This is a genomic window from Photobacterium ganghwense, from assembly GCF_017329545.1.
Taxonomy (GTDB): domain Bacteria; phylum Pseudomonadota; class Gammaproteobacteria; order Enterobacterales; family Vibrionaceae; genus Photobacterium; species Photobacterium ganghwense.
The window spans coordinates 1312683-1326751 of sequence record NZ_CP071325.1 but is presented as its reverse complement, the minus strand read 5'-3'; the positions used below and the strand labels follow the sequence as shown (position 1 = coordinate 1326751).

The 14069-nt window shown below is 51.0% G+C and carries 10 protein-coding genes and 2 tRNA genes; 3 read left to right on the top strand and 9 right to left on the bottom strand.

Annotated elements, in window-relative coordinates; translation table 11 throughout:
• Positions 1-70 precede the first annotated feature (70 nt).
• Both FH974_RS06320 and FH974_RS06315 read right to left on the bottom strand, forming a co-directional pair.
• Complete coding sequence (locus tag FH974_RS06320; protein ID WP_169776006.1) at positions 71-580, bottom strand: GNAT family N-acetyltransferase; 510 nt, start codon at positions 578-580, stop codon at positions 71-73.
• Between the two features lie 4 nt (positions 581-584).
• Complete coding sequence (locus tag FH974_RS06315; RefSeq protein WP_047883482.1) at positions 585-1124, bottom strand: hypothetical protein; 540 nt, start codon at positions 1122-1124, stop codon at positions 585-587.
• Positions 1125-1932: 808 nt separating this feature from the next.
• Here FH974_RS06315 and katG point away from each other — a divergent pair.
• A complete protein-coding gene (gene katG / locus FH974_RS06310; protein ID WP_047883481.1) occupies positions 1933-4128 on the top strand; it encodes a catalase/peroxidase HPI in 2196 nt (731 codons plus the stop codon).
• 379 nt (positions 4129-4507) lie between these two features.
• Here katG and FH974_RS06305 read toward each other — a convergent pair whose 3' ends face one another.
• Positions 4508-5467 (bottom strand): DMT family transporter, encoded by a 960-nt coding sequence (locus FH974_RS06305; protein WP_242551856.1) that lies wholly within the window; start codon positions 5465-5467, stop codon positions 4508-4510.
• Between the two features lie 93 nt (positions 5468-5560).
• On the opposite strand from FH974_RS06305, the gene FH974_RS06300 reads away from it, so the two are divergent.
• Positions 5561-6460, top strand: coding sequence for a LysR family transcriptional regulator (locus tag FH974_RS06300; RefSeq protein WP_047883480.1), 900 nt, complete (start codon positions 5561-5563; stop codon positions 6458-6460).
• Between the two features lie 115 nt (positions 6461-6575).
• Here the strand turns inward: FH974_RS06300 and FH974_RS06295 are convergent, their stop codons facing one another.
• The 3 genes from FH974_RS06295 to FH974_RS06285 all read right to left on the bottom strand — a co-directional run bounded on the left by FH974_RS06295 (position 6576) and on the right by FH974_RS06285 (position 9133).
• Positions 6576-8504, bottom strand: coding sequence for a monovalent cation:proton antiporter-2 (CPA2) family protein (locus FH974_RS06295; RefSeq protein WP_047883479.1), 1929 nt, complete (start codon positions 8502-8504; stop codon positions 6576-6578).
• A 390-nt stretch (positions 8505-8894) separates the two neighbouring features.
• A tRNA-Leu gene (locus FH974_RS06290) sits at positions 8895-8981 on the bottom strand.
• Between the two features lie 78 nt (positions 8982-9059).
• Positions 9060-9133: transfer RNA gene (locus FH974_RS06285), tRNA-Cys, on the bottom strand.
• Between the two features lie 392 nt (positions 9134-9525).
• On the opposite strand from FH974_RS06285, the gene FH974_RS06280 reads away from it, so the two are divergent.
• Positions 9526-10362 (top strand): hypothetical protein, encoded by an 837-nt coding sequence (locus FH974_RS06280; RefSeq protein WP_157038299.1) that lies wholly within the window; start codon positions 9526-9528, stop codon positions 10360-10362.
• Positions 10363-10465: 103 nt separating this feature from the next.
• Here FH974_RS06280 and FH974_RS06275 read toward each other — a convergent pair whose 3' ends face one another.
• The 3 genes from FH974_RS06275 to FH974_RS06265 form a co-directional block, all read right to left on the bottom strand.
• On the bottom strand, positions 10466-11095 hold the full coding sequence (locus tag FH974_RS06275; RefSeq protein WP_047883477.1) for a bifunctional 4-hydroxy-2-oxoglutarate aldolase/2-dehydro-3-deoxy-phosphogluconate aldolase: 630 nt from the start codon (positions 11093-11095) through the stop codon (positions 10466-10468).
• A gap of 162 nt (positions 11096-11257) precedes the next feature.
• Positions 11258-12211, bottom strand: coding sequence for a sugar kinase (locus FH974_RS06270; RefSeq protein ID WP_242551855.1), 954 nt, complete (start codon positions 12209-12211; stop codon positions 11258-11260).
• Positions 12212-12279: 68 nt separating this feature from the next.
• Entirely contained in the window at positions 12280-13770 is a 1491-nt protein-coding gene (locus tag FH974_RS06265; protein ID WP_047883476.1) for a sodium:solute symporter family protein, read from the bottom strand.
• Positions 13771-14069: the final 299 nt, after the last annotated feature.

Sequence of the window (14069 nt, the reverse complement as noted above, 5' to 3'; positions counted from 1 at the left end):
AGACACTTTTGCAGCCAGGGTGTTCAGCTTCGCACGCAAAGCAATGCACCGCACTGTCATCCATTGATAATTAGCCAAGGTACTCATAACAGTGTGCGGTTTTTATGCGACGGAATCCTAATGACTCATAAAACTGATGGGAAACGGTGCGCTGAATATTGGATCGCACCACCAATCGCTCCAGTCCGGCCTCCTGTGCCCACTGCAGCGCAGCCTGAACCAGCTGACGCCCTGCGCCACTTCCTCGATATCGGACATCCACAACCAGCCCCGTGATTTCTCCTTTGAAACCCGACTCCAGCGTCAGCCGCTTTTCCGCCACCAGCCAACCGATGACGGTTTCCTTTGATGTTGCCAGCAGAACAACATGGTGTTCAGAGTCCAGCAATGCGGCCAGCCAAGCGGTCGTTTCTGCGTTTTCGGCCGGATACCCTAACTCACGGGTCAATCCGTTGATGGCGCTGGCCTCGGCAAGTGAGGCAGGGACGATATCAAAAGGCAAACGTCTATCCTTGTACGCTGCGGCGATGTCTTCGCATTCAGTGTATTCAGTAAAGCCGGAGCTGTGCTGACAGCTCACTGGGTTACTTGGACTGACTGCTGATTTTCTGTATATCCGCCATCATCTGGTCGGCTTCTTTAACCTGCAATTTGACCTGCTGGGCCAGAAGCTTGAGGCGATCATTGTTCAGCATCGCCAGATGATCTTCTTCTGCCTTTGTCAGCTCGTCTTTGCTTTCAATCAGATAAATCTGATCTTCCAGCATTGCGATCTCACGCTCCAACTGCTCTAACGGGGTTAAGGTCTGATCCAGCTGCGCAATCCAGCGATCAAGCTGAGTAGTTGTCACGGATAATGACTGACTCAGCTGTTCATTGATGCAGTGTTCAATAAAATTATCATCATCTTTGGGCTCTTGATTCAGACACGTCGACAAAGACTGACGAAACGCTTTCTCAAGCCGTTGTTCACTCAGCCCGGAGACATTGGCAAGGTTGGAAAATTCGCCGTCCCGTTTCATCTGGTTAACGGTAAATTCCACCATGCTGTCGATCATATCTGAGCCGTAGGAGGCAAAACTAAGTGTCCCTATAAATAAAGACAGAATGAAATTCTTTTTCATACTGAAACCTGTAATGACAAAATCCTTATTGAATTCAGGCGTTATACCCGCCAGATAATCGATACCATGTGAATGGGTCAAAGATACCGCACTGAGAGATATCTTTGCGAATCAAATTTTTCACTCATCTCTTGCCTTGGCGACCGCACTCAGCGAGTTCAGCCATGTGCCCTTCCCTTCTGCGGCAAGAAAAAGACCAAAGGTAAAAAGGCAACCGTCGGTATGTTAGCCAAGCACACCCACTGCCCCTGACTGTACATAAGCGTTTGTATTATTTTAGTATTTGCGATGCCATAGCACTGACAATCCACTGCGGATTTACATACAGGCTTCTGGATGCATTTACATGGATATACATACATTGTACGGCATACTATGCACTATTCCGCTCCTTCAAGATAGTGTGCGCTGTATTCCAGTTTTACAACTGTGATTCATTTTACTTGTCACGGCACTCGCCAATACTTCCGGCTTTCCTGGCTCATCATCGGTTAAGCCGATGCCGGGCGCACTGATACCTCTCCTGCCGAACCATCTTTAAAAATATTCGCTCTCACACCGAATCGCTCAGGCATACCCCAGCATGACGGCGGTGAACTATTTACGGAAATACTGATTACTAAAACCCAATCGAATAGAAAAAACCGATTGATGCTATTGAGAATTCCATCTGCGACAAGCTCTAGCTGCGTCTATATTCAATGTCAGTAACAGAGAGCTATGTAAAAACGACAGACTGAAAGTTAGTTGAATTGAAAGCGACATGAAGAAAGACGCACTCATCATCCCTACCGAACAGGAGTGACCTATGAGCAACGAAGGTAAGTGCCCGGTAATGCACGGAAGTAACACTCGCTTAAGTGGCGTTGGAACCAAAAATGTAGACTGGTGGCCTAACCAGCTTAACTTAAGAATTCTTCATCAAAACGACCGCAAGGCGAATCCAATGGGGGAAGGCTTCAATTACAAAGAGGCATTCCTTAAGCTCGATCTGAACTCCGTTAAAAAAGACATTGAAGATGTGCTGACCACATCACAGGACTGGTGGCCAGCCGATTATGGCCATTATGGCCCGCTGATGATTCGCATGGCCTGGCACGCCGCCGGGACGTACCGTACCGGTGACGGACGCGGTGGTGCTTCAACCGGTAACCAGCGTTTTGCACCTTTGAACAGCTGGCCGGACAACGGCAACCTTGATAAAGCCCGCCGCCTGCTTTGGCCGATCAAACAAAAATATGGCAAGAATCTCTCCTGGGCGGATCTGTTTATTCTGACCGGCAATGTGGCACTGGAATCCATGGGCTTCAAAACCTTTGGTTTTGGCGGCGGCCGCGAAGATATCTGGGAACCAGAGGAAGATATTTACTGGGGTGCCGAAGACGAATGGCTGGGCAACAAGCGTTATTCGGGGGTTCGTGATCTGGAAGACCCACTCGCCGCGGTGCAGATGGGCCTGATTTACGTGAACCCCGAAGGCCCGGACGGTAATCCTGATCCGGTCGCTTCCGGTAAAGATGTGCGTGAAACCTTCGCTCGCATGGCGATGAACGACTATGAAACCGTTGCCCTGACCGCCGGTGGTCACACTTTTGGTAAATGCCACGGGGCCGGTGATGCCGCATTGGTCGGACCCGAGCCGGAAGCCGCACCTATCGAACAAATGGGGCTGGGCTGGAAAAGCAGCCATGGCAGCGGGAAAGGCCGTGATGCGATCACCAGTGGGCTGGAAGGCGCATGGACACCGACTCCGACCACCTGGGACAGTACATACTTCGCCATGCTACTGGGCAATGAATGGGAACTGACTAAGAGCCCGGCTGGGGCCAACCAGTGGAAACCCAAAGTGGTGACCGACAGCAATCAGGCGCCGGATCCGGAAGATGCTTCTAAGCGCGTCAACATCATGATGACGACAGCAGATATGTCGATGCGGGAAGATCCTGAATACCGTAAGATTTCCGAGCACTTCCACCAACATCCGGATGAATTCGCCGATGCCTTCGCCAGAGCGTGGTTCAAGCTGACTCACCGCGACATGGGGCCAAAATCCCGCTATCTCGGTTCAGAAGTGCCGGCTGAAGACCTGATCTGGCAAGACCCGGTTCCTGCCGTAGATCATGCACTGATTGACAGCAATGACATTGCCGCACTGAAAAAAGTCATTCTGGAGTCCGGACTGTCTGTCACTGAACTGGTCTACACCGCCTGGTCTTCCGCTTCGACGTTCCGTGGTTCCGACTGCCGCGGCGGCGCGAATGGCGCTCGCATCCGTCTGGCACCGCAGAAAGACTGGGAAGTGAATCAGCCTTATCAGTTACGCAAAGTGCTGAGTACTTACGACGGTATCCAGAAAGATTTCAACTCCACCCAATCTGGCAACAAAGCCGTTTCGTTGGCCGACTTGATTGTGCTTGGCGGCTGTGCGGCTGTCGAGAAAGCCGCTAAAGATGCCGGTTTCAGTGTAACGGTTCCGTTTGAGCCAGGTCGTACTGATGCGACCGATGACCAGACCGATGCCGATTCCTTCGATGTACTGGAGCCGATTGCAGATGGTTTCCGTAACTATACGAAGAAACAGTACACCGTTTCGGCTGAAGAGCTGCTGCTTGATAAAGCACAGCTGCTGACCCTGACAGCACCGGAAATGACCGTACTGGTTGGCGGACTGCGTGTCCTGAATGCCAACTTTGGTCAGTCCCAACACGGGGTATTTACCGACAAACCGGGCGTTCTGACCAATGACTTCTTTGTTAACCTGCTCGATATGAACACCGAATGGAAGTCAACATCCGACGATGCTCAGGAGTTTGAAGGCATTAACTACAAGTCTGGTCAGGCTAAATGGAAAGCGACGCGTGTCGATCTGGTCTTTGGTGCAAACTCACAATTGCGAGCCATTTCGGAAGTCTATGGCGGCGATGACGCGCAAGAGAAGTTTGTCCATGACTTCATCAAGGCGTGGACCAAAGTGATGAATGCGGACCGGTTCGATCTGAAATAACCGACCCCGGTTGGCATACATCCGACCTGGAAATGGACGGGCTATATCAGCCGTCCATTTCATGCTGCGTTTGGTCCTCTATGAATAAAGCAGTGGCGCAGGGACGCCGGAGTGTTTCGCTTATTTATCTATACCTATAACCAACGTCCAGCCAACCTGGCCTATGCGAGATGCAATATACGTGTAAAGGCTGGCTAGCTGACTGGGTGAATGAACAATCCGGTGACCCAATATCAATCAGCGGCTGACAGGCCATACCTGCCAGCCGCTTTTTATTTGAGTCGCATGTTATTGGTGACTCGAAAGATAACAAGAGAGAACGATAACAAGTTAGCCAAACGTAGAGGAACCGTAGCAGCCGGACTGCCAGACAGCTCTATCAGGCAATCTGGGACGCCGTGTCTGGCTTGCGCTTGAGCATCATCAGGCGCGGCAGAATCAGGCCGAGGATCACCACGGCAATTCCCACGAGTTGCAACTGCGTAACAGACTGCCCCAGTAAAAATGCAGTCAGCACAGAAAAGACCGGAACAAAATTAAAGAACAGCGACGCTGTTGACGATCCCAGTTCACGCACGCCATTGAGCCACAGCAGATACCCCGCCACTGTGCCAAACAACCCGATATACACTACATCAATAATACTAATAGCCGGGCTGTTAAACAGTTCCGTGATCGGGTTCAGATCCGGAGTCAACAGACACATCACACCAATAACACCGGCTCCGCTGACCATCCCCACGAAGGTGTAAGGAATCACCGGCATCCAGCGGCTGATCCCCTGGCTGAAATAGGTGTAGAAACTCCAGGCCAGCATCCCCACGAAAATCATTTGATCGCCCTGATTTAGAGTCAAACTCAGCAATATCTCAAATTGTCCATTTGTGATCACCAGCAATACCCCCGACAAACTCACCAGCAAACTGAAACATTGCGAAAAGGTCGGTCTGGTGCGTTGCGCGAGACACGCAATCAAAGAAGTGATAAGCGGACTGAGCGCCATGATCAGTGAACCGTTGGCGGCGCTGGTATAAGTTAAGCCGGTAAACAAACCCAGGTTAAGACCACCTACCCCCACCGCGCTCACCAGTATCACCCATAACCACTGCTTGCGTGTGATTGAGAGTGGTTGACCGCGCATCAAACGGAGATAGAGTGCGAGACAGGCGGCAGCAATCACAAACCGCCAGAAAACCAGTGTCAGGGCATGTATTTCACTCAGTGCGTGCTTGCCTATCGGGAAACAGCTTCCCCAGAAAAAGGTACATAAAATCAGCAGTATCACGGATTTTGATGTTGATGAGAGCTTCATTGATAAAAGCTTGGTTATGGATGCCATTGTTACTCCGCATAACTTGTCAGATGAATACCTTTAGTGTATTGATTCCACCTAGTGGATAAACTGGCAATATCAGGACGGTAGATACCAATAATGAAACCTAACTATTCTCTCGACGATCTGCGCTGTTTCTGTGCAGTGGCCAGACTGGGCAGTTTTAAGCAGGCAGCCCAAAGCTTATCCATGCCACTTTCCACGCTCAGCCGCCGTATTCAGCAATTAGAAACCGACTTGCAACTCAGGCTGCTAAACCGCGATGCACACCGGGTGTCGCTGACTCATACCGGACAGCAGTATTTCCAGCGAGCCAGCGCACTATTTGATGAGCTCAGTGATATTGGTGAAGACTTGCATCGGGACAAGCATGAGCCGAAAGGTAAAATTCGACTCAATGCCCCCATCAATGCAGGCTCTCAATTTCTGCGGGACATTTTTTTCGATTTCATGGTGCAATATCCGGATATCCAGCTCGATATCGGATTTTCCAATACGCTGGTTGATATTGAGGCAGAAGCCATCGACGTCGTATTTCGGGTCGGTAGCCCTGTTGTTGAGAATTGGATCGCACGCCCGCTGGTCGACATCCATTTTATTGTTTGTGCTCAGGCCGGTTACCCGATCGACACAATTACCGAACCCGGCGCACTGTGTGGCCATCCTGCCGTCATTTGCCATCCGATGACGACCTGGGAGCTGATTCACACCGATACAAGGCAAGAGTTTGACTATCTCGTCGGTACTGGTGTCCGGCTGGAAGTGGATGAGATCCGGATGCTGACCCATGCCATTAAAGCAGGGTTAGGCATTGGCTATATTCCTGATTACCATGCCCTGCCGCTGATTGAAGCAGGAAAACTCAGCCGGGTGCTGCCAGACTGGCAAAGTAAAGCCCGAACCTTGTTTATGCTCTACCGTGACCGCGACCACCTTCCGCTGCGGGTGCGTTTGTTTGTCGAGTTTGTGCTTGCTCGTTTTGCTCAGGACGCTAACTAGTTGAGTACTGAGTAAAACAGAGTCTGCTGAATATGGATAAGTCATTGCTGAGTCATTGCTTCACCTGACCGAATTTTTTTAGTTTCTCTCCCTTTAAATCCCCTTTAAATCCCCCTCAATGATCCCTTTTCCCTTCAGCCACCTCCGGCTCGCTATCGTTTCGCGAGCCCTGAGGGTCTGTTCGCGCCGTCACGTCTTCCCGGCCGAATGCCATCTCTTTTTTCAAGCGCTCTTCAAAATCGATAAACAGCTTGTAGTAGTTATTGTCAAAGCGCTCCTGTTCACCGGCTTCACTTTTCCATGCAGCGTAGAGTGCATCCGACAACTCGGCATCCACTGACTTATAGGTATGCTGCCTGTTTTCCACAAACTCGGGGGAGCAGCCCAATACCCTAAGGGCAGCGGCACCAATTTCCACCGCAGAGTGATACGTTTCCGACTCAATGATATCCGCCCCGGCCTGACGAAGCAGGTAGCCATGACCACGGTCAAATGCCCGCACCAGCACCTTTAAGTTGGGGTATTTATGCTTAACATACTTCACCAGCTGAATCGCATTGTCACGATTATCTATGGCAATAATCAGCATCGCGGCATGCTCAATCCCTGCGGTGTGCAGCAATTCCGGTCGGGTTGCATCACCAAAATAGGCTTTCGTATTAATTTTCCTCAGGTTATCGACCTGCGCTGCCTGATGGTCAAGTACGACCGTTTTAATGCCGTTAGCCACTAATAAGCGGTTCACAATCTGACCAAAACGCCCGATGCCTGCGATAATGACCGTGCCCTGCTCGTCAATATGATCCGCTTCGCGTTCATTAGACGTCTGCTCAAAACGGGGCAAAATGACTTTCTCAAAAAAGATAAACAGCAATGGGGTCAGCAACATCGACATCGCAACCACCAGAGAGAGCGTCTGACCAATACTTCCCGGCAGCACATGATTCTGCACGGTGTAATTGATCAGCACGAAGCCAAACTCCCCCGCCTGCGCCAGGCTCAGGGCCAGCAACCAGCGACTGCTGTTCCGGATCCGGAAGATCGTCGCCAGAACAAACAGAATCAATGCTTTTAGCACGATGATCCCGACAGTCAGACCCATAACCAGAAAAAATTCGCTAAACAGAATGTCAAAATTGATCCCAGCACCGACCGTGATAAAAAACAGCCCCAGCAACAGCCCGCGGAACGGTTCGATATTGGCTTCCAGCTCATGCCTGAATTCACTGTTGGCGAGGACAACACCGGCGAGAAACGTACCCAGTGCCGGCGATAAACCCACCAGTGTCATCAGCACTGAGACCCCAATGACCAGCATCAGTGCTGCTGCTGTAAAAATCTCTCTCAGACCAGAGCAGGCAACAAACCGCAGCAACGGACGGCTGAGATAGTGGCCCCCAACCACAACCAGTGCCATCGAACCTGTGATGACCAGACCATAGGCCCAGCCCGGTAAACCGGCTATCAGGCTCAGCTCCTCATTATGGTCAGCCACTTGCTGCGTGACATGGCGGGCCTTCTCCACCAACTCAGGTAACGCCAGTAAGGGAATAAATGCCAGCATCGGAATCACAGCAATATCTTGGAACAACAGAACCGAAAACGCATTCTGGCCTCCCTCGGTGCGAGTCAGCCCTTTTTCATTAAATGTTTGCAGCACTATCGCGGTGGACGATAACGCCAGAATCAAGCCGATGGCCAGTGCCACGCTCCAGGATAAACCCAACCATATACCCAGCCCCAAAATTGCCGCTGCTGTCCCAGCCACCTGTAACCCACCCAACCCCAGCAGGCGATGACGCATCGCCCACAACGACTTGGGTTCTAGCTCCAGACCAACCAGAAACAGCATGATCACCACACCAAATTCCGCGAAATGCTGAATAGTGGTGGTTTCGTCACCCACCAGACCGATCACCGGCCCAATCACAACCCCGGCGATCAAATAACCCAGCACTGAGCCCAGTCCGAACAAAATAGCCAGAGGCACTGCAATCACCGCCGCAACCAGGTAAATAAAGGCATAAATAAAATATTCCGACATGGCGTATCCTTTGCAGTCAGCGCGTGGATCAGGCTAAAACCACCGCTGATCAAGCCAAATGAGGTATTAACAACGTAGCTGGCGAGCACCTGTTTCGCCATGTTAACGTCATATAAAAAGCACCATATTAACAATGTGGTGCACTGGCATACCGCGTTAGGTGGCTGAATAATAAAAGTGCAAAGGTACAGGGAACGTAAGCGCGAACAAGAATCGCGAACAAGAAATAACGGGCAGAATGCCGTTAGTACAGGCGATGAGGCGATGAGGCGATGAGGCGATGAGGCGATGAGGCGATGAGGCGATGAGGCGATGAGAATACGCGTTTTATCAGAACGCGGAAATGAAAAAACGGCTTACAAGCGCTAACCTGTAAGCCGTCATTTTTAATGGTGCCCCGGGCCGGACTTGAACCGGCACGCCGCGAACGGCGAGGGATTTTAAATCCCTTGTGTCTACCAATTTCACCACCAGGGCACACAATTTTGTGAGATATCGCTTAATGCCATATCTTAATTGTCTGCTTCAAAGCACTCCGGATGAGAACTTTGAGAATGGAGGCGCGTCCCGGAGTCGAACCGAGGTCCACGGATTTGCAATCCGCTGCATAGCCACTCTGCCAACGCGCCTCTGAATATCCGCTATCGGCCTTGCCGCTGCGGTATGGTGTGCATTCTACGGATTGCCTCTGTTGAGTCAACAAAAAAATCATGCAAAAAAATTCAATCGTTTGATATATGTACGGATAGGCGTTAAAAGTGTGCGTTTCATCCTATTTGGCCTTTTTCGTCACTCAGTTACGAGGGAGCAGTCCCCGTTTTATCTTACGATTTTCTGCGTCTTCTTTTTCTGCTTCTGCCTGTCACGTCAGCAGTGTTTTCGATCTCTCCTTCCCTCTTTGATCCGGTTCGAAATAGCATCCTTGAGCCCTGCTCTTCTTGGCCCCCAGCGAAACCCTCACCTGCCCCGTCAAATGCAATGATGTTTATATTTGATAATCGAGTGAAATTGCCGGAAAATAGTGAGCCAAATCACACTAACTTTGCCTGTTATGCTTCGAATACTCAGTCTGGTCATCATCGGGCTTCTGCTCTCAGCGTGTACGCCCAAGGCCCCTCAGCCCGTGACGGTTACCCTCAGCTTCATCACGCTTGCGCCTACGCACCTGTTAACGTCTCACAACCGCTTTGATCAGCACGCGACGCAGCAATGGCTGAACGATAATCTTCGCCGACACCAGACAGCAGCAAATACAGCCACCCAAAACCAGAGCTATCTGGCATTTTACTCCTATCAGTGGCCATCACAGCCGGTGCTGACCCCGGCTTTTTCTTATGTAACCGCATTGATGCTCAACCCGGTCACCGCACGTCAGGTGGCTGACTCACTGTTACCTGAACAGGCAATCCTGGCCAGTAATATCAATTTCGGTACGGCGCAATATGGTGCACAACTGTACGCGTATAATCCGAAAAAAGCCCGTGCCGAAGCCTTTGTTCAGCAGATACACGGTGAGCAAATTGCCTATTTATCGCTGATTCGCCAGTCGCCACAACCGGATGCTTCCCCACAGACTGAAGATCTGCAATTGATCGCCAATACCGTCGATCGCCTGCAAATTCAGGGCATCAACAAAGTCGTCCTGTTGAGCCAGTTTGCCCCAACCTATGCTCCCCAGATTGTCAACGCCGTTAAAGGTCTGGATGTTGTCATCAGCAGTGGCGAACAAGCGGCGCTATCTCTGAAACAGAACACCACACTGGCCACCTTCCCGGCACAGCAGATGCGATGGCATTCACTTTCCCTTCATTTTGATGATCGGGGAAGAGTGCAGTCTGCGGAATTTCTGCCTCTCTGACATAAAGCGTGTCTGACGCAGTGCAATCAGATATGCGCACCGACGAAAAAGGCGAGTCTGACACTCGCCTTTCTTCTCTGCCTGTTACTATTGCCCTGTTACATCAGGCGACCAGCTCTACCGCCTCTCGCACCAGACGACCGATTTCTTCCCAGTCGCCATTATCAATCAGTGAAGGTGCCACCATCCAGGTGCCGCCGCAGCAGGCCACCCGGTCAATCGCCAGGTAATCGCGAACATTGGCTTTACTGATTCCACCGGTCGGCATCAGAGAAATATCGACGTACGGTGCCAGCAGGGATTTGATCATATTGATTCCGCCCGAGGCCTCAGCCGGGAAGAACTTGAGAAAAGTCAGACCCAACTCAACCGCCTGCTCAACCTGACTCGGGTTGTTTACGCCCGGCACGACCGGAATACCCTGCTGCTGACAGTATCGTACCGTGTTCGGATTCAAACCCGGTGCGACAATAAATTCCGCGCCGGCCGCTACTGCCCGGTCAACCTGTTCAGCATTCAAAACCGTGCCCGCGCCAATGCAAAGCTCCGGGTACGCTTCACGCATCAGCCGGATGGCTTCTGCTGCCGCTTCGGTACGAAACGTTACTTCGGCCACCGGCAAACCATTTTCCACCAGCGTTTTAGCCAGCGGAACCGCCTGCTCGACCTGATTAATCTGGATGACGGGAATAATTTTATACGACTGTAGTTTTTCAATTAGTTGCTGAGACATGTACTGAGAGTTCCTTTTTCACAAGAATGCTTTTCTATCAATGTGTTCGGCCAAACTTTTTGGTCAATTTTTTGATCAGGACTTTTGGTCAGGCTTCCGATTACGCTTTAGTTCACTATGTCGTGAAAGCTGTTCGGTCAGAATTTCCGTTACGGCTATCTGTCACAAAAGCGCACTCATCGCTTCGCGAGGAATAATCGCCCCCGGGTGCTGAATAACAATCGCAGCCAACTGGTGCCCTAATTCTGCAGATTGGGTTTCATCAGCGCCGGTAAGGCGACCCGCCAGATAACCGGCTGCAAACGAGTCCCCGGCTGCACAGGTATCCACTACGTGTTCAACCTGATTGGCAGCCACATAAGTCACTGTCGGCTCAGCCGATTGTAAGTGGCTGACCACTTTGCACGGATCGCAGCCGCGCTTAATCACCACTTCCTCACAGCCAAACATCCGGCAACGGGCAACTATGTCGCTATTTCCCCACACTTTGTGGTCATCGTCTTCAGTGACCAGCGCAATATCGACAAACCGCAATACTTGGCTGTACCAGTACTGGGCCTGTTTTGCCGTCCAGAGCTGCGGCCGAAAGTTATTGTCAAACATCACTTTACCGCCATGCTGGCGATGCTTTTCCAGCAGAGTAATCAATGTGGCTTTTGCTTCTTCCGCCAGAATGGCCAGGCTGATGCCACTGATATACAGCGCATCAAACTCGTGATTATCAATGGCCTGCTCCAGCGGCGAGAGATCGGTCGCAAAGTAGAATTTCGCCGCACTGTCATTACGCCAGTAATGGAAATGACGTTCACCATTGGGCTCAGTTTCAACCAGATAAAGACCCGGTAATTTATTTTCCAGTTTGCGAACCAGCCGGGTATCGATGTTTTCTTCCTGCCAGGCACTGAGCATATCCCGGCTGATATTATCGACACCTAATGCGGTTGCGTAACTGACGGAGAGATGACGGCTGGCCCCTAGGCGTGACAGATACAGCGCAGTATTGAGCGTATCGCCACCGAATGTACGCCGTAGCGGTTGGCCGCTGAGCTCCACCATACACTCACCAAAAAATGCAATGTTCACGCTGTCACCTTCAGTGTTTTTAAGAGTTGTCATTAAAGCGTAATCGATGATGCAGGCCTTACATCACAACAAAGACCTGCATTTTGACGAGTTTTAGAGAATTATTTTGCTTCTACAGGACGGCCTTCTAAATCCGGCTCCTGGTTCTGTTCCATCGCGGCACGTTCGGCATCCAGTAACGCTTTCGCCTCTTCCTTCGTGACAGTATTGGCGGGTGTCAGCAGGCTCACGCCGACTCCGACGACCAGAGCGGTCAATACCGACGGTATTACAGGGTTACCCCAGAACGCTCCCCATTCCGCATTCAGCATGACAGAGAAAGAAGCCGCTGACGCGCCAGCCAATGTAGCCAAGGCACCTTGCCAGTTGTAACGACTCCAGAAGCGTCCCAGCATGCCGCAGACAAACATGCCTGACATCACGGTCGAGATCATTTTAGTGATGTAGCCAATGATGTCGTTTGACGTCAGTGCGAACAGCAGGGCCAGACTGATACAGATCACCAGTGCATAGCGTGAGTAAGTCACCATTTTGTCTTTGCCCGGCACTTTGCCGGTAAACATGATGTAGATGTCGCGCAGCAGAATAGACACCCCGGCAATCGCATCGGAACTGGCGCTCGACATAGTGGCAGACAGACCGGCAATCAGCACAATCATACCGACTGCGACCGGCAGTACCGTGGCGGCAACGTACGGAAAGGCATAGTTGGCATTATTCAGATCCGGGTTGATAGCGTGGGCCGACATCCCGATAACCGCAGGAATAATGGAGAAAAACAGGTACAGTACGCCAGACATCGTAAACGAGCGGCGAATGGTCTGCACATCCTTACCCGAATAAATACGCTGACGGAAAGAAGGGGTTGCCAGAATCCCGACCCCGACAACCAGTGCCAGTGACAACGCAGGAATCATCCCCAGTTTTTCGATACCCAGGACACTCACAGCAGCCGGATCCATCGCTGCATAGAGGTTTTCAAGCCCACCAATGTGCTGCACCGACAACACCGCCATCAGGATAAATCCGGCAAACAGGATGATTGCCTGAATGGTATCGGTCCAAACCACCGCGGTATAACCGCCAATCACAACATAAATCGTAAAGGCCGCAGCGATAATGATTTTTGCCGTATTGAGATCAATGTCGGCAATCCATGCCAGGTACATGCCGCCACCAAGAATGTGCGCGCCCAACCAGCCAATTGAGGCGATAAAAATCAGAATTCCGACGACATTTTTCACGATCTTGTTGGCACCGACATAGTAAGACAGCTCTTCACTCATGGTCATGAAGTTCAGTTTACGAACCGGGGCAAACCAGTAGGCCAGCAACAAAATCCCGACTGCGCCACCGATCCCGTACAGGGTACCGGCCCAGCCATTTGCATAACCAAAACCGACCGCGCCCATACTGGAGCCCGTCCCGACCATGGTGGCGACCGTGGTGCCAAGCACCAGGAACAGAGGCAAGCCTCGCCCGCCGAGCAGGAAGTCTTCGCCAGATTTCTGATGGCGGGAGACATACCAACCCAGCCAGATTAAAAAAACCACATACGCACCGAACCCGGTGAGAAAGAGTGTACTGTTCATTCCATACCTCTTATAATCCGTTATACCAGCTGGAACAGTTATCTTTATGAATTGTAAGGAAGATTATTGCTTCAGTTGGTTTATGCTTTTATTTGCTTGGGGACGTGGGTTTCCCTTCCCCGCGATTTACTGATATTTCAGTTTGTTTTTTAAAGGGTTGGTACTTTGCCAACCTTTTTCTTTATCGGTTGCTCTGGAAACCGCTCAGAGCCATGTTGCCTCAGATCTTGCAGAAGGTAATAACGACTTACCTTCTTCCAGTTTCCTGGCGTTTTTCCCGGCTTTTTCCTGACGTTAGT